Below are 19,332 nucleotides of genomic sequence, written 5' to 3' on the forward strand. Positions count from 1 at the left end.
CCACGCGCAAGCGGTCCTATTGCCAGCCGGGATAGCCCGACCAGTTCCTTCGCATTCCGATCTTCACGCATGCCCAATCTGCCAAGGCATCCAGCGCCAGAGGTGCGCTGAATTTCCATCCCGCCTTGTCGAGCGCATCCAAATGAATGCCGAGATTTTCGCGGCCGTGATCCTGTTTCCACCACGCGATGATGCGGCGGACATAATATCGGCGGAACCGAAGCAACTGAGCGCTGTATTCCGGGCCGAAAGCCAACGGGCCATAGCGGGTCATCAAATGTAGCGCATCGCGCGTCCACGCTCTTGTTTTGCTCGCCGAGGTAAGGGATGTCATTGTGTTGGCGTGGACGCGGGTAAATCCAAGGTTTTCGTGAACGAAACCGAAGTCCGACCGCGTCAGCATTTTCAGCACGGCATCGAGATCCCAACCACTGTCTACGGCATCCTCGAACAGAGGATGGAGCTGATCGGCAACACTTTTTCGCCACATCATCTGCACCGGCATCAACACGCCCTGGCGCAGCAACGTCATCCGTATCGCCTCCGTCCCGTTGAAGACGGTTCGATCCTTGGGCCAGAAAAAATCCTGGACCGCACCGGCACAATGATGCAGGCAACCGACCGCGCCGACCCCGGGGTTGTTCTCTGCAAGAGCGGCCATCTTCGCCACGGAATCGGGCGTTATCGTATCGTCGTCACAGAGGTAACGGACATAAGCGGCCTCAGCCGGTACGTGTGAGTAGGCGCGATTCCAATTGTCACGCTGACCGAGCGTTTCGTGGTTGTAGTATGATACGACCGGAACGCGCTTGTTGCTGTAGTTTGCTATGATTTCGGCTGTTCCATCGGTGCTGTTATTGTCCAGCACGATATGCACGACGCTCCGCCATATCTGTTTTTGCACCGACTCCATTGTTTCGGCAAGAAAGCGTGCGCCATTGTGAGTCGGTGTAACAATAGCAACGAGCGGCGCTGTCATGCCTTTCCGACCCACCCTTTGAATAGAAACTTTCATAATCTCGAATTTAAGATTACCGTCACCAAAGGGTTAGTCAACGCTATATTTACAAACACGCTTTTATAACGTGCAAAAATGACTCTATTTAATAACTAATAGGTTGTTTTTGCGTTTATATACTTCATATGTAGTATGATTCAGCTAACTAAAATGGGCTATTTGTTGAATTCCCAGGACTGTTCTGTGACTCGCCAGTCAAGTTTCGGCATGGGCGGGCGCTTGACGGATGAATCAAAAAAACCGGTCGCCTCTGCGCCAGGCAAGAAACGGCGGGCCTGCAAGAGAATAGGACGATTTATTGCAGTCCGCGATTAAGCCCCGCGGGCTCGAGGAAGGTCGCTGAGAGCGGCTGACGGGTTGGACAAGACGTGCTCAAGAAGCAAATGGCTCTCCTGAGGCTTTTATTCCGATCTGTTCAGGCGATAGACTTGAACGCGGGAATGGTGTCGTCACTCCTCGAACGCGCACACGATTTCAATGTTCGCGGGCCGATCGAAAATGGAGGCGCTATCGAACTCTAATTTGGTCGGGCTCGATCCTATGCATCGCTGCCGCACTGAAATATCAGCAGGGGAATTACACAAAGGATGGCTGCGATGATGCTGTCGATCGTTGCTCGAATTCCATTTCTGAAAGAGGTGCTTGCCCGCCAGCCGAGCTTCTGTAGCGCCGTTTCCACATCGGCCGTCTCTTCGCGCTCAAGGACACGATCATTGATCGCTCCGAAGCGAAGCAGGTCGGATCGCCCCATCAGCTTACCGATCGTCTCGATGCTGTCCCTCAGCCTCATCAACGATCCAGTTCCGATGTCTATTGGCTCAGACCCTGTCCATGGCAGTGATCCAACGCGAAGAAAAGCGTCTACCACATCGTCAACGTAGACCCAGTCCAGCATCCTGCTTCCGCTTCCGACTTCTGCGATCTGCCCGGCCTTCAGCCTGTTTATCACGTATGGTAGGACCTTGTTGCTCTTCTGCCGCGGCCCATAGGTCATCATGAGCCGGAGAATCGAGACCTCCAATCCTCCAAGCGCCGAGATCATCCGCCCATAGGATGTAATTGTCGATTTTGCGGCAGCGTAGGGGGAACAAGGAAAATCGTCGTCCCTGTTCGGTTCCTCGAAGGATCCCGCCAGCACGACGCGAACCTTGCCAATCCTGGTCGCCTCGACAAGAACGTTCGTCCCGGCGATTATATCGTTCCGCACGCTGTCGGGTACGATCGCTATCTCGCGCCCGCCCTTGCTGTCGCTGGTGAGGTGGTAGACGATCTCGGGCTGCACCTCTTCGAAAAGCCTTCTGACGTCTTCGATGATGCTCGCGTCGCATTCCTTCCAGGTCATGTTTCGACCGGAAGGGAGATGGCGGCCTCTGATGTTCCTGGAGACGCAGACAACATCTGCCCCTTCCCGGGCCAAGGCCGACGCGAGATGCGATCCTATGAAGCCCGTGGCTCCGATTATGACAACCTTCCTGCGTTCCAGGTCGTGATAAGGCAACGTCCCACCAACTTCATCTCTTGAGGCTAATTTAGCCGCCAGCAACTCGAAATTTCGTGCGGATGTAAAAACTGACGGTGCAGTACGAAGCTAAAGTATCAGATTTGCGCTTGGATGAGAATACATTAACGACGTTGGACAGTGCTTCGAATTCGGGCTGACGCGATCTGCTGCTTGCCAAAAGTCTGATTCCCTATGCCTCGGGACAATCTGCTTGTCGTAATTTGGCTATACCTGATCATTTCCCGGATATTGTCTGAGATACATTCCATGACTTTGGTCATAAACTGCATTTGCGATCGAGAGGTTGGCAAGGCTGATGTCTGGAAAGCAAAAAGCCGCGTGCCTTTCAGAACCGGATCGGCCTCACGCTGCCCCTTTTTGAATGATCCGGGTCACTCAAACCGGCCGCAATGACATTGCGTATCGGCCAGCCTTCCTCCTCGCCTGGCCGTCGGTCATCGGATGGACGATCAAGCCAGCGGCGTAATAAATGAGGAACGAGCCGATCGTGTACTGATTGAGAAAGTCGATTTCGACAAATGACCGACTGATGAACAGGATCGTAAATCCGAGCATAACCACGTCTTCCTGACACGAGCCTGCCGCCAAAAGCCGTTTCAGTTGTGCTGCCAGGAGCGAAATGATGACAACGCTCAACAGCAAAAGCCCAACATATCCAAGCTCCACCATCGTTTCGATATAGGTGTTATGGAAATGGAAGCCCATACGAGACGGAATGTAGAACTGGTCCCAGAGAATTTCTGCCCTCGTGAAGCCTTGCACCCAAAAAGCTTGAAAGCCTTCGCCCAGAATTGGGTTTTCCTGCGCAATCTCAAGGCCTCGCTGCCACAGATAGGTGCGGCCCGTCAAAGTGATATCCTTGCCGAAAATGCTGAGCAGGACGTTGAACAGGCCAGCGCTTGCGCTGATCAAGATCGCCACGGTCCCCAAGGGGACAAGGACGAGAAAGAAAACCGTCCGATGTCGTGGCGCAAATCGTCTGAGGAATACGGCGGCAAAAACGGCAGCGATTGCGACAACAAGTGTTATGGCCGAGGCCGCAGATTGCGATGCACCCAGGCAAAACAATGCAAATGCAGCGGAAATCGCCGACCATACACGCCAAGCTATCCTTGATCGCATGGCAAAAAGGCCCACGAGGCCGGTGTAGGCGCCGAGGGAAGCGTAAAGGCCAAGCTGGTTTTTCGAGCCAAACGCACCGACAAAGCTGTATTTGCCATCCAGCGGATCGTAGCTGAACTGACCAAAAAGCAGGGAGTAGACAAGCACCACCGCGACGCCAACGCCAAGCCCGGATACCATCGTGCGAACGCTGATGACGCGCGACGCGATGAGCGCGCAAATGATCGTCGACAGATATTGAAGGCCACCACGCAACGACAGTTCGGGCACCGCGGACCAGGCACAGGAGATGCAGGCAAAGATTGCAAAACCCAACACCCAGTAGAGGCGGATTGGATTTCCGATCACGGAGCGATAGTCGGTCAGAACAAGCGGGAACCAAATCGCATAGAAGATCACGATAAAGGCGGAGCCATAGTTCGGCGCATATGCCGACAGGAATACTGTGGCAGCCACGGCAACCGTACCGTAGCCTGCATTTTCGTCCGGAGAGGCGATGCGTCCCATTCTGATACGCATGAAGATGCCATGTAATTAGGATTTAAACCAATATCGCGGGCTTACGACCGCCCGTTCGCAATCGTTACCTTCACCAGATCGCCCGGTAGAAGCGATGTCCCCTCTCCTGCCGGGATTTCCTGCACCTTTCCGTCCACCGTCCTGACCACCGTGTAGCTGATCAGCTTGCTGTCGTCGCCGCCAGCCAACTGCGAGGCTGCCGGCGAGTTGACCAGAGCCTCGTTCATCAGCCGCTTGTACATGAGCATCTTCAGCGCGTTTTCATCGAGTCGCTGTTGCGTGTCCAAGAGTTCGGCTGCACGCTTGGATTTCTGTTCATTTTGGAGATCGACTGAATCAAGCGCTGCCTTGTTCATCTCCTGCTTGGCCCGCAGCGAGGCCGCGTCGATATCGAGTATGTTGCTTTGCGTATCGGAAAGGGTGCTCTCGAGGCCGAGCACACGGGCTGACGTTACAAGCCCCTGGTCGGCCAGCTTGGTTGTCCTGTCGAGTTCCTTTCTGTAGAGATCCACTTGGTGGGTCTCATTGTCCATCTTCTTTTCAAGCGATCCGATCTCGTTGCTATAGAGTGTTCTAAGCTCATCAAGACCCTTCAGACGCAGCCCGACGGAATCACGGTTGGTTTCCATGATCGCAGTCTCATCTTGGATGAGCGTGGCAGCTTTCGGGTTGGATTTGAGTTCATCCGGCATTTGGACGGCATCGCTGCCCTCCTCTTCCGACATCAGCCGCGCACGCTTTGCCACCAGCCGGTCGCGTTCGGCGACGAGGACCTCGTAGCCACCTTGGGCATTGATGAAATCTCGCTCATAACGCTGGCCTTCATCCAAGCCACGCCGCATGCCTCCCGCAAGGCTAACGGCCTTGAGCACCGTCATCTCCGGATCGTAAGGGTATTTTCCCGGCGTATGCACTTCGCCTGCAACGAAGATCGGACGAAATTCGAGGATCTCGACCGATGCTTCCGGGAGATCCGACAAGCCGAACCGCATTTGGAGATTATGGGCGATTTCTTGAGCGACGTCCGCTGTCGTTCGACCTGCAACCTTCAATTCACCGGCAAACGGCAACGCCAGGCCACCGTTCGGCCCCACAAGATATTCACCGGTTATGCCCGGCCACTCACGAAATTTTCCCTCAGCCGTCTGCCACTCGACGACGCGAATGGACAGCTTATCCATTATTCCGAGCTTGTAGTCATCGGCCAATCCCGGCATTGCGACGAGCAGGGTGACAAGTGCGGGAAGGATGCAACCAAGAAGGCGTTGCAATCCTCTCGTCCACCGGGCTGCGACGGCGATCAAGAGCCAATGCATCATGCGCATAATCAAGCTTCCTGTTAACGACGGAGCCAATACCAACAAGAGACATTTTCTAAGCCCCGTCGGGCTTCTACCTGAGCGACGGATGACAATGCCGTCAGTCCTACCCCCTATTCACGCTATCTTCGTTCACCACGAACCTCGGGCCGACAAGACCACGGGAACCGTCTTCAGGATGATCATGAGGTCGCGGGTAAAGGTCCAATGCTCCACATAATGTCGATCGATCTTAACCCGCTGATCGTATGAGATATCGCTGCGACCACTGGCTTGCCATGCCCCCGTGATGCCCGGCCTGGATCGGAGGTAGTATTGGCTGGATTCGCCATAGAGATAGATCTCCTCACGCACGATTGGGCGCGGGCCGACAAGGCTCATCTCTCCGCGGATCACATTCAAGAGCTGGGGCAATTCATCGAGACTGAGCTTGCGCAGGACATAACCAATACCGGTGACGCGCCCGTCATGCCGCAATTTACGGCAGCTAGCCCATTCAGCGCGTGCGACAGGGTCCGATTGGAGATACGCCGCTAGGCGTTGATCACTATCGGGAACCATCGTCCGGAATTTGAAACAGAAGAACGGCTTGCCGTTATGGCCAATGCGCCGATGGCCGTAAAAAATATCGCCGCCGTCGCATAATTTTATTGCAAGCGCTATCAATCCGAAAATCGGCAAAAGAATAATAATTATGAGAGAGGCGGCAACGACATCAAATATGCGCTTTTGTATTCCCCCGATCGGGGCACCCTCGCCTGGGGCGACGTAGGGAGAGTAAATCGAACAACTTGGGAGTTTATTGTCATCTGGCATGATGGCTCCCCAATTTCGCTTCCCACAACTAATTAAGCATCATAATTCAACCACAAAATAAGAACAACTAATCCATTGTAAGTACAACCAAAAATTATATAAATACTAAAGGCTTAGAAGAAGATGATTATACGTCAGGCCCTTGGCATTGAATTTCGACAGGGCCTGGATCGTCTCCCGTTGCGATACTCTCATGATAGATCTTGCATCAAATCTGGTCGGATAGAGACATTGAATACCATAAAAACAGAGCGTTACTTCCAAATGACCCAAGGAGGGCTGCCGCTCTCCCAGGCTTTTTCGAGCACCATTTTGTCGCGCAGGGAATCCATGCTTTGCCAGTAGCCTTGATGCCAATAGGAGCCAACCTTGCCGAGCGCGACGGCCCGGGTCATCGGCGCGTCCTCCCACATATCGTCATCGCCATCGATCAGATCGTAGACTTCGGGCTCACAAACAAAGAACCCGCCATTGATCAACCCACCGTCGCCAGCTCGCTTTTCGCGAAATCCGCGGACGCGCGTTGCATCCTCCGACAGGCTAAGCGCCCCATAACGTCCGGGTTGCGTCACCGCTGTCAGCGTGATCCAGTTTCCGTGTCTTTCATGCAATTCTATCGATTGCTGAATATTGGTGTTGGACACACCGTCACCATAGGTAAGCAAAAACCGTTCCTCGCCGATGACGTGGCGAGCACGTTTGATCCGTCCTGCGGTCATGGTTGCGATGCCGGTGTCGAGAACGGTTACCTTCCAGGGTTCGACATTTGATTTCACGATAGTCACTTCACCTGTCGCGAGGTCTATCGTAAAGTCACTTTTGCTCATGGCGTAGTTCAAGAAGTAATTCTTGATATGTTCCGCTTTATATCCCGCAAGAACAACGAACTCGTTGAAGCCAAAATGAGAATATAGCTTCATGATGTGCCAGATGATGGGTCGGCCGCCCACCTCGACCATCGGCTTGGGACGCAGCGCCGTTTCTTCAGAGAGTCTACTGCCATAGCCACCAGCGAGAATAACGACTTTCATAGCGGTTCCCCTTAAGACATCCTTGTCAAAACGTCTGCCATTCATCCGAATGTCGGCACCTGAACGCGTCGGGATCTCTGCGTCCCTTCAAAGCTATCCGTCACTGCCCAATTCCTCTGTCGCTAAATTGCGGAAGGTCTCGATGCCGTGAAAGACGGGATCGAAGGATGGCCAGGCGGCATCCTTCACAGACAATTCAATGGGTTCGTTCGGCCAGGCGATGGCAAAATAGGGATCGTTCCATCGTACGCCCCGTTCGTGCGAGGGCGAATAGGCCGCGCCCATCAGATAGATAATCTCGACATCGTCTGTCAGCGTCATCAGGCCATGTGCACAGCCTTTCGGCACATACATCATGCGACGATTTTGCGCCGACAGGACCTCTCCGAACCATTTGCCGAAGGTTTTGGAGTTCGGCCGAAGATCGAGAATGCAGTCCCAAATTGACCCTCGGATGCATCGGACGACCTTTATTTCCGCAGCCGGCTCCAGCTGGTAGTGCATGCCGCGAAGCGTACCGGCTCGGGCACTCCAGGTCGTATTGATCTGGGCGATATTGAGCGGCAAATCAGCCCGTCGAAATTCATCGTCACAGAAAACGCGCGCAAAAAAGCCTCTGTCGTCACCTTTTATGTCCAGATCTATCAGACTTGATCCCACCAATCCGGTTTTGCGGAACATCATTGGACTCTAACCTGCCTCGGTCGCTATTTGACAGTGTTGACGTTTTTTCCCGGGCGCACGGTTTCGCACGGGATTATGGTTGCTCTAGGCTTCGCGACGAAACGGAAGCGATGATTGATCGCGATGATTTGCCGTCCGACGGTCCAACCATCTGACGTCGGCACTGAGCTGACCGCTTTCGATGCCTCGCGTCAGCACATTCAAGCGGACCAGGTCAGACGAACGGTAGTTGGCGTCGCTAAAACCGGACGCTACAAGCCCATCATGAATGTCGGCAACCGCGGCAGGAAGCGTCACCCTCGGCTGATGATCCGGGGCAAGCCTGCGGAAGAGATCGAAATTGACCCGATAGGAGCGCTTGTCCGGCGGCGCATTGGCGTTGATATCGACCTCGACGCCGGGGATCGCCATTTTGACGGCCTCGGCAAGCTCGCGGACCTGATAGTTCCACTCCTCACATCCGACATTGATCGCCAGGAACCCGTCATATTCTGCGCGCCCCAGGGCCCATTCGATCGCCCGTGCCATATCACGGACGTGGATCAGTGGTCGCCACGGCGAACCGTCACTCAGAACCGAAACCCGGCCAGTCGACAGCGCCGACGCCACAAAATCGTTAAGCACGAGGTCGAGTCTCAGCCGGCCGGAAAAGCCGCATGCAGTCGAAAATCGCAAGGCCGTTATCAGCATGTTAGCCCGTGCCGATATATCCCGCAATCCGGCCTCCGCGGCTACCTTTGAGCGGGCATAGGCTGTGAGCGGATTGAGAGGATCAGTTTCTCGGCGCGCACCCTCCTCGGCATAGCCGTACATTGAGCAGCTGGACGCAAAGACAAATCGCGCCACGCCGCTTGCCGCCGCAAGTTCGGCCGTGCGCAACGTGGCACGATGATTGATCTCATCCGTTACCTGTTCGAAGCGAACGCCCATTGGATCGTTCGAGATCGCCGCCAAATGGATGACGGCGTCGACTCCGCTAAAAAGATCCGGTGTCAAATCCCGGACGTCACTGAAGACCTGCGTATCGACCAGATGCTCCGGCAAGCCACGCTCTGTCAGGCAATGGCCGAACAGTGCCGTATCAACGCCAATGATCGTGCAACCGTCGAATTGCTGGCGAAGATGGGAGACGACCGCCGGACCGACATAGCCCATGTTGCCCGTTACCATGATCCTCATCGCAGTCATCCTTTCCATATCGCTACAAGAAATCTCTTCAATAAACGGGAGCTCACTACTTCATCTGTCTATTGCCGAGATAATTTTTTGAACTTCTTCGAAGTTATGCCGCTCAAGATCACGGTGCTCACGATAGTAGCTGGAGAATCTCGCGAGAAGATATTCCGAACTTCCGTAGGAACTATAGGTATATAGCTTCTCAAGGTCCGCTTTGTTTAAAATCATTCCGAGCGTTTTAGCTGCGATCTGCGGCTCGGCCTCCAAAATAGTCTTGACCAGAGACCGTGGCGTCTCGCCCCACTCGGCAACCATAACAAAGCCGTCAGCCAGTCGCTCAAAGGCTTTCGTATCGAATACCGGACCAAGCGGCGGGAGGTCGACTATGACATATTTGAAGGTCGTGCGCGCATCTTCCAGGAGTCTCGCCATGGCGACACCCGAGATCAGGTCGCTTGTGTTGGGATACTGGAAACTTCCGCTCGTCGGAAGAATTTCCAGTTTGGTTTGGCCATCGACAACGATGATGTCCCGCCAGCGCGAATATTGCGGCGGCTGCAAAGCCAGGACATCCGAGAGGCCGGTCTTCACGGATATATCCAACAACTTCGTCAGCGCCGCCTTGCGCAGGTCGGCGTCGATCAGCAGCGTTCTCGCCTTGGTCGAGGCGAGCAATGCCGCCAAATTGGCCGCAACCGTGCTTTTGCCTTCGCCGGGCAGCACCGACGCGATGCCAATGACTTTGCATTGCTGATAGCCAAGCATCGTATCGGCCACGATTTTGGCATGGCGAAGCGTTTCGGTGAACTGCGAACCCGGCGCCGCTGTCGCAAAGCGCATGATGTCGATCACAGGCGACTCTTCCGTCGATCCATCCGACTCCTCAGGAGGCACAATTCTCGGCAGGTAGCCCAGAAATTTTATGCCGAGCGTTCTTGAAACATCCTCGCCGATGCGCAAGGTCACTTCACGAAACTCTCGCCATCCGCCAACGCCCATGCCGAACAAGGCACCGAGCAGCAAAGATCCTGCCAAAAGCAGCGTGCGCTTCGGACTGGATGCCTCTGTCGGCGGCGTGGCGGTGGAAATCACCCGCGCTTCGGTAATCGGAAACGATTGGTTCTGGGCCGTCTCCTGATACCTTGTCAAATAAGTCTTATAAAGGTCGCTGATCGCGTCGGCGTTGCGTTCGAGATTTTTCAGTTCAACCAGCGATTCATTGTCCTCCGATGTTTGGCCGGTGACCTGCAACAGCCCGTCTTTCAGCGACGCCTCCCACGACTGCGCCACTTCATATTGGTTGCGGTAGCTTTCGGTCATCTGCTTCAGTTCGTTGTAAATCTGCCTTCCAACCTCGTTCTGCTCGCTGCGCAGACTGATCGCCTGCGGATGGGCGCTACCAAATTTGTCCTCGATTTCCTGAGCCCGTTTTTCAATGGCGTGATAACGTTCTCTCAGCGTCGTAATCACCGTGGGGCTGTCCTGGTTGGAAACGGTTGCCGCATTGTCGACAGCGCTCTGCTGCCCCGCTTCCACGATCGACTTGTATTGATTGTAGAGCGCAAGCGCTTTTGCACTTTGCGCTCTTGCCACAATGACCTGCGTGCTCATGTCAGAGAGTTGCTCCTCGGACAGAAGGGCACCCTTCGTCGCCGTCAGATGGTTCGCAGATCGGAAACGCTCGACACGGAGGCTGGCTTCTTGCGATTGATCTTTGAGATCAGTCAGGCGCTTTCGAAGCCAGACGGTGGCGCGTTGCGAAGCATCGAAATTCGCGTCAAATTTATCCGACAAATATGCTTCGGCGTAAGCATTCGCAATCGCTGAAGCAAGGACGGGGTCGGTTGAGGTATAAAATAGATTGACGACGAAGCTCTGGGGCTCTTGTTCGACCCGAAGGTTGTCGAGCAACACGGCAACTGCGGTTCCGCGCCTGACATTCTCATTGCTGAAATCCCCACCCTTGCCGCCTCTGCCGGCAATGAGGTCCATCGTCCCCTTCACGAGCGATTTGAACCGCGCAAACATAGACGGCGACGGATCGATGAAGGCGTAGTTGTCGTAGAGATGGAGACTATCGACGACCTTTGCAGCGAGCGCAGACGACTTCAGGATCGCGACCTGGCTCATGATCTTTTTGTCGGCCTCCATATTGGCAGGCGCTGGCGAGATCTCGCTGCCGAAGCGGTTGAGATTCTCGTCTAGCAGGATGCTGGTGCCGGCCGTGTAATAGTATGTTGCAAATGCAAGGTTGGTGACGCCGATCAACAGTCCAATGCCGGCAAACAGCAGGACAATTCTAATCTGCCGCCGGAACATTTGAAGGAGATGATCAAGGTCGATGAATTTTTCGACCTCTGGTTCCGCGTTTTTCGGACCAGATCCTCCGCCTCTGAAAGTCAATAGCGTTTCCTGCATGTTCGCTACCTGGCCCCGTAATGTTTCAACTTGACCCAGTCTTGGGCCCCTATGGATGGACAGGAGCGGCCGAAACCTGCTCCACGACATCTGATCTTTTTGAATACCCAGCCCGACAGAACAACGTCGACACAACCAAGGATCGCAATCCACCGACCCCGCATCCGCTTTGGCTCAGCGTTTCTGAGCCCGCCCGGACCATGATTGCCGTGTAGCCTCACTGCGGAAACAGACCCTTCGGCACATGCAATCGCGGCGGCAATCGTCCTCCGATCACTGGAGCAGTCGACGACGACGAGGACCTCCGCCGACATGCCTATCTGCGACACCGCGCTTTCCACGCCATGACCGATCGTCTGTTCGGCTTTGTCGGCAGCAATAAGAAGGGACACATCAGGTGCCATGGGATGACCTCCCTGGCGAATGCGCCTCTCCATATTGTTCGATTTCTCTCATGCCCACCAAGGCGCTGACGACGCCTAGATGCAGGATGGCGCGCAGCGCATATCGGTAACGTGGAACGGGCGATAAAATGCTGACAGCGGATGCTGCGGCGCAGAAGCTGAATTTAGCCAGCGCCACAACGACTTCCCCCATGTAGGACAGTGCCTGGGAGCGTTGGCGCAGCAGTCGACCATGGGTCTGTCCGCCGCGAAATTTTCTCTTTGCAAGCCATGATAGGCTGGTGCGATTGTCTGGAACCGGATCAAAAACAATCGCGGCGGAAGAAAACGCAATGCAGCCGCCGGCCTGATACAAGCGATGGAAGAACTCCGTGTCCTCGCCACCACAGCGCCCAAGCGCGAGATTGAAACGGCGGTTTTTGACATAGGGCGATGACAGACGCAGAAGCGCATTACATGTATGGCCAGTACGAATCTCTCCCTTCACCCAGACGGGCAGGGTCGAATGGAAATCGCCGTCCCGCATCCAGGATGGCGCCCGCTCGGAGTAGACGCTGATGGATGGGCCGAGCACAACATCGGCCTCCGTATGCGATATTGCGGCGACAAGCTCGACAAGCCAGTTCTCGGTCGGGTGTTCGTCGTCATCTATGAATGCTAGAAAATCGCCGGTGGCATGGTCGAGACACGCATTGCGGGCAATCGATATGTTGGAGGCAGGGCAATGCACGTAGATGACATCGTGCGGGATCATTGCGCGCGCACTTTCCACCAGCGCCTTTGCACTCGGAACGCTGTCATTATCGGCGACGATGACGCGTATCCGTGCTCCTGCCGGCACGGCAAGCGCTGCGATCGACAGCAGCGCGGCCTTGAGGGCCGGACGGCGATAGGTACAAATGCCAATATCGATCTGCAGGGCGGCGGTCTTTGTCATGGCGACCGCCGATTTTTGAAAGACGCGAGCAGTTCCATCCAGAAACCGGTGGACCAGGCGAAATGCATCACCATGGCCGCCAACCCGGCAAGCGGACCAGAGGGATTGCCTCGCCTGACCGCCATCCAGAAGCCATAGCAGACGCAGACGAGAGCCCAGAGAACAAACGGCACGGCGGCTATCCAGTGCAGCTCGGCCAAAAAAGCACCCATGACTATGGGAAGTACGATGAGGGGCAGCATCTGCCGCGGACTTGGCAAATGTCCGTGCTTTAATATGTTCTTCGCGCGGCCGCGACCATAACCGAGATACTGAAGGAACAGGCTTCCGACACTTGCACGCGGATAATAGATCATACGTGTCTTATCGGTCATCCAGATCCGGAAACCCGCCTTTCGCAGGCGATAGTCCAGTTCTGCATCTTCATTGTGACTGAATGTTTCATCATAGCCGCCGACGGCTTCAAACGACGCTATCCGCATCAGCGCATGATGACCGTGACGGGTCCAATGACCATGCGCATTTCCCCGATGCTTAGAGCCGCCATTGCCGAGCCTTGAGTTCTGCGCGCAAGCGGTAGCCCTTTGAATGAGGCCAAATCCGACGGTATCCATGGCGACAACCACGGAATCAGCGCCTGTCACCTCGGCCTCCTCCATCAGGCGTTTGCAGTAATCGGAGGGATATCGGCCGTGTGCGTCAATGCGGATGAAATAGTCGAACCCGCTGCCAAGGCTTTTGACGGCGAGGTTGACGCCGGCGCTTTGCAATCTTGCCGGGTTGTCCAAGAGTATGATGCGCGGCTCGTCTTGTCTCAGCCGGGCGACAACATCGACAGTACCGTCGCTGCTACCGCCATCGACCACGACAATGCAGGAAACCTGCTCATCAAGCGCGTGGCGCAAGTCAATCAGCAGCGCTTCGATGTGCTCCACCTCGTTCAGACATGGAATGACAATGAAGCCACGTCGGTTCATATCCGTTCACCATTTGAGCTGACATTCGCGGAAACAAAGCACTGCAATCGCAATTGCGGCGGCTGAACTGCGCTGATCTCCATGAGCTTACGAACAAATGCCACGCAGTCCCTTCGGCCTGCGGTCCAGCGATTTTGATCTTTGCTCTTCACAGCCGTGCGCAATCGCCGAAACGTCACGCTATCCATTCGGGACAAAAGTGCAGCCAGCCCCTCAGGTGTCGCCTCTTGAAGGCAAAGACCGATGGCCTCGCGCGCAAGAAATCGGGCTGTTTCCGTTCCCTCAAACGCAATCGGCACCGCTCCATGAAGGCATCCTTCATAAAGGCGGTTGGGCAGGAGCCAGTTTGAATTCAAGCCTTCTTCGAAGAAGTCGATCGCCCAGGCAAAGTGCACAGCGCCATAGATCGCACAGAGTTCCTCCGGATTCTTATAGGGACCAAGAAATGAGAGATAAGGTTCTTTCGCAACGACGGCATCAAAATCGTCAAACGCCGCATAGGCCGGTCGGCCGCGGAGCACGATTTCGAACCTGCCGTCCAGAGCGCGGGAAAAGTCGGCGAGCAATTGCAGCGACCGTCGGCACCGCAATGCACCGAACCAGCCAATCTTCCAGGGCGTTCCATTGGGCGGCCCGGACACATCGGTTGGCTGAGCCGGGTCGTCGAATGCAATCACTTTATTTTCAATGAGCATAAACGGCCCATGAAGCTCTGACATCGGCCGAAAATAGTGATCGATAAAAGCCGGCGAGCTGGTCACGACCAGCTGGGCTCCTCGGCCTAAATACCCCTCACCTCGGCGGATAATCGCACCGACCAAGTCATCGCGCAGAAGCAGGCGATGAATATCGAGGCATTCGTAGACGATCGGCACCGCGCCGCCGAAAATAGCATTTGCCCGATGCGCGATCGCCAGCATCTCGAGGTTGCGGCCGATGATGACATCAGGCTTCGTAATGCGTTTGAAGAGGCGTTGCAGCGCCAAGATGGCGCGCGCGACCGCATAGGTGCGCTGGACAAATTTCCCGTCGATGGTCTGACCGAGGTCGATCGGCGTGATACCCTCGATTGCCACTGCGCCACGTGCGTCTCTGTGGAATCCGGCGAGCGTCACGGTTGCCCCTCCGGCCGCCAGCATGATCACCCGGCGGCGAACTGCCGGATCGTTGAGGTCGTGAACGAGATAAAGGACATGAGGCATCGGATCTTCTTCGCATAGGCCGGCTGACCGGCAGGGGCTTCCAGAATGATAAACCGTCGACTCTACCGTTTCCCAAGCTGTTCCAGAGTGCAGACAATCGATTGCGGGAACTGGCATTTGTCGCCGGCGGCGGTGAAAGCCACCCAATCGACTTCAAGTGTGACGGGTCGAGAATAGGTAAATTTGCCCATCCAGTCGGTCAGCGTGTCCGTTCCCCAGAGACTGAAGAGTATCTTCTGAGGACTGGTCGGCACCTTCGATCCATCTGTAACGTCGCGAACCAGATGACCATTCAGAAAGTAACGCAAACGCCCGGGTTGCCAGACGAAGGCGTAGGTGTTGAAGTTTTGGTCAGCCGGATTGCCGATATCGATGAATTTTTCATTTCCTCCTTTGCCGTTCACAAACTGATTGAGTTGTACCGCGCTCGTATTTTTGCCGAGGATCTCGAAATCGATCTCATCGTGAATTTGCTGAGCGGGCGGACCAACATAGGTGAAGAACGCGGAATTGAGACCCGAGCCATTCGCCACCTTGAGGCGAGCTTCGTATGTGCCGTAGCCGTAGCGGCGGGTCGTCTGAATTTCGCCGCAGAGATAGTCTCGATCCTGGGATTTGCCCTTGGTGAGGGTTAGGGCAAGGTTATCCCCATCGATGCGAACCTCGTTGCGTGACCACGTACAATTTTGATGACTGCCATTATTCCAGCCGTCGGATATGTACCAAAACGCCGGGTTGATGCTCTTGAAATCATCTCGAAATGATGCCCCGCTTTGCGGGTCTTGCGCTGAAGCCGCTGTCGCAACCATCACGACGCAACCGGAAGCGATCAAGGCGTTTCTAAGCATTTAGCCCCCTTTTGTTCGTTGCGCTCAATTCGCCGCGGAAGAGAAGAGTCTTGTGCTTCGGACACACCCCTCCGGAAAACGTCAAACTGCTAAAAAGCGTCACGATGATCGTTTCTCGGACCACCAGAGCGTTCAAAGCAGAAGAAGACCCAAAGCGGGCGCATGAGAACGCTGCGATATGCGACCACGTCCTGAGGGAACAGGAACCTGCCCAACCGAAACGGGTAGAAATAATAGCCTTTGCAAATAGAAATCCGCAAAGACTATCATATTATTCTCAATTGCCGCATTGTGAAATTTCGCCAATTAAACAATGGCTTATTCATTCACAGCACTACCCGCGCTCTCGCACTTGGCTATCCAAGTATCGATAAAACAAGGTAGTTTAGTTTACTGTATAGCGCAATATTCAATAGCGGGTAGGCAGTTTAATACTTTTTAATTATGGATAATTAGCTATTTTGGGTGAAAAATACTTCCAACGAAACTGATCAGCCGCGCGCGACAGGAGCTCGCTCGCAATGGGAATCGCGGACGTGGGCGCGGGTGATGGTGCGTTGCAAACGTTGAGGGAAGGCGCCGTCGATTTTATCAAGAAAACATGAACAAAGGTGCCGTCCTTCTTTTGCCCTCCGCTCTCTCGCAAGGGGACGCCGACTGAGCGCGTCAACGCTGACGCCTGCCGCAATATGCGCCATGGCAATGGCCTTACCAACACCGCTGCTGGCGCCGGTCACTACCGCGACACGGCCGGCAAAGGTCACGCCGGTAGGGAGGTCACGGGTTCGTTCCTTTGCAGCGCGCCAGCAGGGCATGCTGCGTGAGAATGTCGGCCGCATCGGCTATGACGTCGAAGTCAATCCCGGCGCGTTCGGCGATGTCGAGAAGCGAGTGGTCACCATCCGAGAAATTCAACACCCAAAGCATCGCCATCTGCCGTTCCTTCGCATCGGAACGCCCGCCTATCGATGCATAAAGACCACGCTTTCCAAGCTGTGGCTCGCACATCGGCTGAAGATTTTGAAATCGGCCATTGCGATTGAGAACCCGGATGATCTCGATATAAGCACCAAGAGAATGCTCCAAAGCCTCCAGCTTTACGAGATCCATATTGTCCGCGGACGTATGGTATTCTGGAAACTGGCCGTAGGGCGTACGGGACAGGCAACCGAACGGCAAGTTGATACCCGGCGAGCAGAATTGTCGTTCATCATAGCCGTAGGGAGAAAAATCGACCACTGTAAAATCGTCCTTTCGCCTGTGTAGGACATATTCCACCACACGATCGATCTCGGCGCGTCCGCGACGACTGCGCTTGTAGTGAAGGTGGCCGGGGTCGCCGAGATTTACCGCAATGAGGCCGTGGCGTATCGTTTGCAGACGTTCCACATTCGTGGCCAGCCAGACAATCGACCCTATCGTTCCGGGAATGAACAGAATGCGGATGGAGTAATGTGAACCGGTGGCGGCAAGCAGGCTTTTTGCCAGCTCGACTGAAACCGCGATGCCCGAGAGGTTGTCATTGGCAAGGGATGGGTGGCAGATATGCGTCGAAATGACGATCTCGTCGGATGTCGCGCCGGGAATAAAGCATTCTCCCCAGATCAGTTTGCCATCTGCGAGCGTCGAATCGATACACACCGTGTAGTCGTCGTCCGGCAACGCTTCTAGTGCGGAATGTGCCAGGCAAAAGCCCCAATCCTCGCGGTAATAGCTTGTACGATAGGGAATCCAATCCGGATGCTCGGGATCCGAATAGAGGTGTGGCCGCAACTCGGCAAGCCGCAAGCACGTGTTGATCGGGCAACTGTAACTCACCACGTGCAAATTGTGCGCATGAAAGTCGATCACTCGCTCTCCGCGGCTGTTTTTTACAAAGGCGTCCCGGATCGTCCATTGCTTCGGCACAGTCCAGTCGAAAACGGCGGTGCCACTTGCAATCTCATGAATCTCAAGCGGAATTTGTTGACTTATGATGTCCAGTGTTTCCGCCACGCCGGCTCCGGTGATACTCCGGCATATCGGGTACAGCCGTTCGATCAGACCGTACATCGTCGCGCCGCTTTCGGTGGTGCGGGTTGATATCGCTGACGACATCAGCTGAGCACCTCCACATCCGGCAACGGCACGACGAACTGACCTCCCCACTGTCTTATGACCGACATCTGCTCCATGATTTCGGATTTGATGTTCCAGGGCAGAATAAGGACGTAGTCCGGCTTTGTCTCTTCGATTTTATCGGGTGCGTGGATGGGTATGCGCGTGCCCGGCAGCAGACGACCCTGCTTGTGCGGGCTGATATCGACCGTATAGTCCAGAAGATCAGTCTTGATGCCGCAAAAATTCAAAAGCGTGTTGCCTTTGGCGGGAGCGCCATAACCAACCACGCTCTTCCGATTTTCCTTCGCATCGCTCAAGAACCGCAGAAGCTGACGTTTGCTGCGGTGTACTCTCTCGGCAAAATCATGGTACCGCGCCAATGAATTCACCCCACCTTCAAGCTCGCGATCGCGCAGCGCCTTGACGCGTACCTCCAAAGAATGCGTCTCGTCCTGCGCGTGGCAGGCGTAGATGCGGAGAGACCCTCCCTGAGGAGCAATCTCCTCGACATCGAAGATCGTCAGCCCATGGCGGGCAAAGATCTTCTCGACGCTAAAGAGCGAAAGATAGGAATAGTGCTCGTGGTAGATCGTGTCGTAATAGATGTTCTCCAGCATTTGCATTAAGTGCGGAAATTCCATCGTTATGATGCCGGTTTCGGACAGGGCGATTTTCATGCCCGCCACGAAATCGTTTATATCAGGCACATGCGCCAGAACGTTGTTGCCGATGATAAGATCGGCCAACAAACCCTCATCACGAAGTGATTTTGCCGTTTCAGCGCCGAAGAACTGAACACGAGTTGGAATCCCAGCTTCTAGCGCGGCATCTGCAACACTTCTGGAGGGTTCGATCCCTAAAACGGGGACGCCGCGCTGCTTGAAGTTTTTAAGGAGATAGCCGTCGTTGCTGGCGATTTCGACGATTTGACTTCGGGCGTCAAACTTAAATCGTTCGACCATCTTGTCGACGTAGTTCTTAGCGTGCGCCAGGACGGAGGATGAATAGGACGAGAAATAGGCGTAGTCCTCATCGAAAATGTTTTCTCTCGCCGTCATCGTCGGAACCTGAACGAGAAAACAACTGCTGCAAACAAAGGCATGCAGGGAGAAAAACGGCTCCAGATCCATAATTCGTTCGGGAGAAACGTAGGAATTTGCGAGAGGAGACGCCCCCAAATCAACGACAGTTTCAGTTAACTTGCTCGCACAAAATCGGCAGTTCAATGCAACCATATGC

The 19,332-nt window shown here is 54.8% G+C and carries 15 protein-coding genes and 1 pseudogene; all 16 read right to left on the reverse strand.

Annotated elements, in window-relative coordinates; all coding sequences use genetic code 11:
• Positions 1–16 precede the first annotated feature (16 nt).
• The 16 genes and pseudogenes from FHT86_RS27940 to FHT86_RS28010 all read right to left on the reverse strand — a co-directional run bounded on the left by FHT86_RS27940 (position 17) and on the right by FHT86_RS28010 (position 19,328).
• Positions 17–979: a glycosyltransferase family 2 protein gene (locus tag FHT86_RS27940; RefSeq protein WP_166656928.1), complete on the reverse strand. Its 963-nt coding sequence runs from the start codon at positions 977–979 to the stop codon at positions 17–19.
• Between the two features lie 577 nt (positions 980–1,556).
• Positions 1,557–2,561, reverse strand: coding sequence for an NAD-dependent epimerase/dehydratase family protein (locus FHT86_RS27945; RefSeq protein WP_246779694.1), 1,005 nt, complete (start codon positions 2,559–2,561; stop codon positions 1,557–1,559).
• A gap of 354 nt (positions 2,562–2,915) precedes the next feature.
• The gene (locus FHT86_RS27950) at positions 2,916–4,181 is read right to left on the reverse strand and encodes an O-antigen ligase (protein ID WP_133709958.1); all 1,266 of its coding nucleotides are present in this window, start codon (positions 4,179–4,181) and stop codon (positions 2,916–2,918) included.
• 41 nt (positions 4,182–4,222) lie between these two features.
• Positions 4,223–5,506 (reverse strand): polysaccharide biosynthesis/export family protein, encoded by a 1,284-nt coding sequence (locus tag FHT86_RS27955; protein WP_133709957.1) that lies wholly within the window; start codon positions 5,504–5,506, stop codon positions 4,223–4,225.
• A gap of 126 nt (positions 5,507–5,632) precedes the next feature.
• On the reverse strand, positions 5,633–6,316 hold the full coding sequence (locus tag FHT86_RS27960; RefSeq protein WP_133709956.1) for a sugar transferase: 684 nt from the start codon (positions 6,314–6,316) through the stop codon (positions 5,633–5,635).
• A gap of 254 nt (positions 6,317–6,570) precedes the next feature.
• A complete protein-coding gene (rfbF, locus tag FHT86_RS27965) occupies positions 6,571–7,347 on the reverse strand; it encodes a glucose-1-phosphate cytidylyltransferase (RefSeq protein WP_133709955.1) in 777 nt (258 codons plus the stop codon).
• A gap of 93 nt (positions 7,348–7,440) precedes the next feature.
• On the reverse strand, positions 7,441–8,028 hold the full coding sequence (rfbC, locus tag FHT86_RS27970) for a dTDP-4-dehydrorhamnose 3,5-epimerase (RefSeq protein WP_246779695.1): 588 nt from the start codon (positions 8,026–8,028) through the stop codon (positions 7,441–7,443).
• A gap of 87 nt (positions 8,029–8,115) precedes the next feature.
• Positions 8,116–9,210, reverse strand: coding sequence for an NAD(P)-dependent oxidoreductase (locus FHT86_RS27975; protein WP_133709953.1), 1,095 nt, complete (start codon positions 9,208–9,210; stop codon positions 8,116–8,118).
• Positions 9,211–9,270: 60 nt separating this feature from the next.
• Positions 9,271–11,778 carry a polysaccharide biosynthesis tyrosine autokinase gene (locus FHT86_RS27980; RefSeq protein WP_133709952.1) on the reverse strand — a complete coding sequence of 836 codons (2,508 nt, stop codon included), beginning with the start codon at positions 11,776–11,778 and terminating at the stop codon, positions 9,271–9,273.
• A 41-nt stretch (positions 11,779–11,819) separates the two neighbouring features.
• A pseudogene (locus FHT86_RS38950) lies at positions 11,820–12,062 on the reverse strand (hypothetical protein); the annotation flags it as partial.
• Positions 12,019–12,966, reverse strand: a complete 948-nt coding sequence (locus tag FHT86_RS27985; protein WP_133709950.1) for a glycosyltransferase — start codon at positions 12,964–12,966, stop codon at positions 12,019–12,021. The pseudogene FHT86_RS38950 and the gene FHT86_RS27985, both read right to left, overlap by 44 nt.
• Positions 12,963–13,943, reverse strand: a complete 981-nt coding sequence (locus FHT86_RS27990) for a glycosyltransferase family 2 protein (protein WP_166656927.1) — start codon at positions 13,941–13,943, stop codon at positions 12,963–12,965. Before FHT86_RS27990 ends, FHT86_RS27985 begins: the two co-directional genes overlap by 4 nt.
• A complete protein-coding gene (locus FHT86_RS27995; protein WP_312862545.1) occupies positions 13,940–15,058 on the reverse strand; it encodes a glycosyl transferase family 1 in 1,119 nt (372 codons plus the stop codon). Before FHT86_RS27995 ends, FHT86_RS27990 begins: the two co-directional genes overlap by 4 nt.
• Before the next feature lie 149 nt (positions 15,059–15,207).
• The gene (locus FHT86_RS28000; protein WP_133709949.1) at positions 15,208–15,993 is read right to left on the reverse strand and encodes a glycoside hydrolase family 16 protein; all 786 of its coding nucleotides are present in this window, start codon (positions 15,991–15,993) and stop codon (positions 15,208–15,210) included.
• A gap of 777 nt (positions 15,994–16,770) precedes the next feature.
• Positions 16,771–18,090 (reverse strand): DUF4910 domain-containing protein, encoded by a 1,320-nt coding sequence (locus tag FHT86_RS28005; RefSeq protein ID WP_133709947.1) that lies wholly within the window; start codon positions 18,088–18,090, stop codon positions 16,771–16,773.
• Positions 18,090–19,328: a class I SAM-dependent methyltransferase gene (locus FHT86_RS28010; protein WP_133709946.1), complete on the reverse strand. Its 1,239-nt coding sequence runs from the start codon at positions 19,326–19,328 to the stop codon at positions 18,090–18,092. Before FHT86_RS28010 ends, FHT86_RS28005 begins: the two co-directional genes overlap by 1 nt.
• Positions 19,329–19,332 lie beyond the last annotated feature (4 nt).

This window comes from Rhizobium sp. BK313, assembly GCF_014193655.1.
Classification (GTDB): domain Bacteria; phylum Pseudomonadota; class Alphaproteobacteria; order Rhizobiales; family Rhizobiaceae; genus Rhizobium.

Excerpts from the sequence above, each read along its gene's own strand:
- rfbF (WP_133709955.1), bottom strand. The coding sequence starts at position 7,347 with ATGAAAGTCGTTATTCTCGCTGGTGGCTATGGCAGTAGACTCTCTGAA.
- FHT86_RS28010 (WP_133709946.1), bottom strand. The coding sequence starts at position 19,328 with ATGGTTGCATTGAACTGCCGATTTTGTGCGAGCAAGTTAACTGAAACT.
- FHT86_RS27955 (WP_133709957.1), bottom strand. The coding sequence starts at position 5,506 with ATGCGCATGATGCATTGGCTCTTGATCGCCGTCGCAGCCCGGTGGACG.
- FHT86_RS27990 (WP_166656927.1), bottom strand. The coding sequence starts at position 13,943 with ATGAACCGACGTGGCTTCATTGTCATTCCATGTCTGAACGAGGTGGAG.
- FHT86_RS27950 (WP_133709958.1), bottom strand. The coding sequence starts at position 4,181 with ATGCGTATCAGAATGGGACGCATCGCCTCTCCGGACGAAAATGCAGGC.
- FHT86_RS28005 (WP_133709947.1), bottom strand. The coding sequence starts at position 18,090 with ATGTCGTCAGCGATATCAACCCGCACCACCGAAAGCGGCGCGACGATG.
- FHT86_RS27975 (WP_133709953.1), bottom strand. The coding sequence starts at position 9,210 with ATGAGGATCATGGTAACGGGCAACATGGGCTATGTCGGTCCGGCGGTC.
- FHT86_RS27985 (WP_133709950.1), bottom strand. The coding sequence starts at position 12,966 with ATGACAAAGACCGCCGCCCTGCAGATCGATATTGGCATTTGTACCTAT.
- FHT86_RS27960 (WP_133709956.1), bottom strand. The coding sequence starts at position 6,316 with ATGCCAGATGACAATAAACTCCCAAGTTGTTCGATTTACTCTCCCTAC.
- FHT86_RS27940 (WP_166656928.1), bottom strand. The coding sequence starts at position 979 with ATGACAGCGCCGCTCGTTGCTATTGTTACACCGACTCACAATGGCGCA.
- FHT86_RS28000 (WP_133709949.1), bottom strand. The coding sequence starts at position 15,993 with ATGCTTAGAAACGCCTTGATCGCTTCCGGTTGCGTCGTGATGGTTGCG.
- rfbC (WP_246779695.1), bottom strand. The coding sequence starts at position 8,028 with ATGTTCCGCAAAACCGGATTGGTGGGATCAAGTCTGATAGATCTGGAC.